General features: G+C 74.4%; 1 protein-coding gene. It reads left to right on the plus strand.

Going from position 1 to position 817, the window contains the following annotated elements; genetic code table 11:
* Window positions 1–201 precede the first annotated feature (201 nt).
* On the plus strand, window positions 202–817 hold a 616-nt coding region (gene yaaA / locus MVA01S_RS29995), incomplete at its 3' end, for a peroxide stress protein YaaA (protein ID WP_060941848.1).

Here is an 817-nt window from a genome sequence, read left to right on the forward strand (position 1 = left end):
CCGATGGGGCCGCCGCCCCCTCCGCCGGGCGAGCTGCCTCCGCCGCCCGGGTTCGACCCGCTGCTCCCGCCGCCGCCTCCTCCGCCGGGCGAGCTGCCTCCCCCGCCGCCACCGGCGCCGGTCATGCTGGCCGGCCAGCAGGTTCCCCCTCCGCCGGCACCCTGATTCGGGCTCGCCGAGCGGGGCACTAGCCTCTGTGCGGTGATCGTGCTGCTGCCGCCCTCGGAGACCAAACGCGCCGGCGGCGACGGACCCCCTCTGTCGCTGGACACGCTGAGCACACCCGCGCTGAACGGACTGCGCGCCGAACTCGTCGGCGAACTGATCACCCTGGCCGCCGACCGGCCCGCCTGCCGCAAGGCCCTCGGTATCTCGCCGTCCCAGGACACCGAGATCGACCGCAATGCCGCGTTGTGCACGAGCCCGACGCTGCCCGCGATCCGCCGGTACACCGGTGTGCTCTACGACGCACTGGACGTCGAATCCCTGACCGGCGCCGCGGCCGGCCGGGCCCGGGAGCGACTGGCGGTCGGCTCGGCGCTGTTCGGCCTGCTGCGGGCCGGCGACCACATCCCGGCCTACCGGCTGTCGGCCGGCTCGAAACTGCCGGGGCGGCCCACGCTGGCGGCGCGCTGGAAACCGGTCCTGGAACCGGTCCTGGCCGAGATCGCCGAACAGCAACTGGTCGTCGATCTGAGGTCGGGATCGTATGCCGCGCTGGGCCGGGTGCCCGGTGCGGTCTCGGTGGACGTGGTGGCCGAGCACGCCGACGGCAGGCGCACCACCGTCAGCCACTTCAACAAGGCCCACAAGGGCC

The organism is Mycolicibacterium vaccae NBRC 14118 = CIP 105934, assembly GCF_001552715.1.
In the GTDB taxonomy this organism is placed as follows: Bacteria; Actinomycetota; Actinomycetes; order Mycobacteriales; family Mycobacteriaceae; genus Mycobacterium; species Mycobacterium vaccae.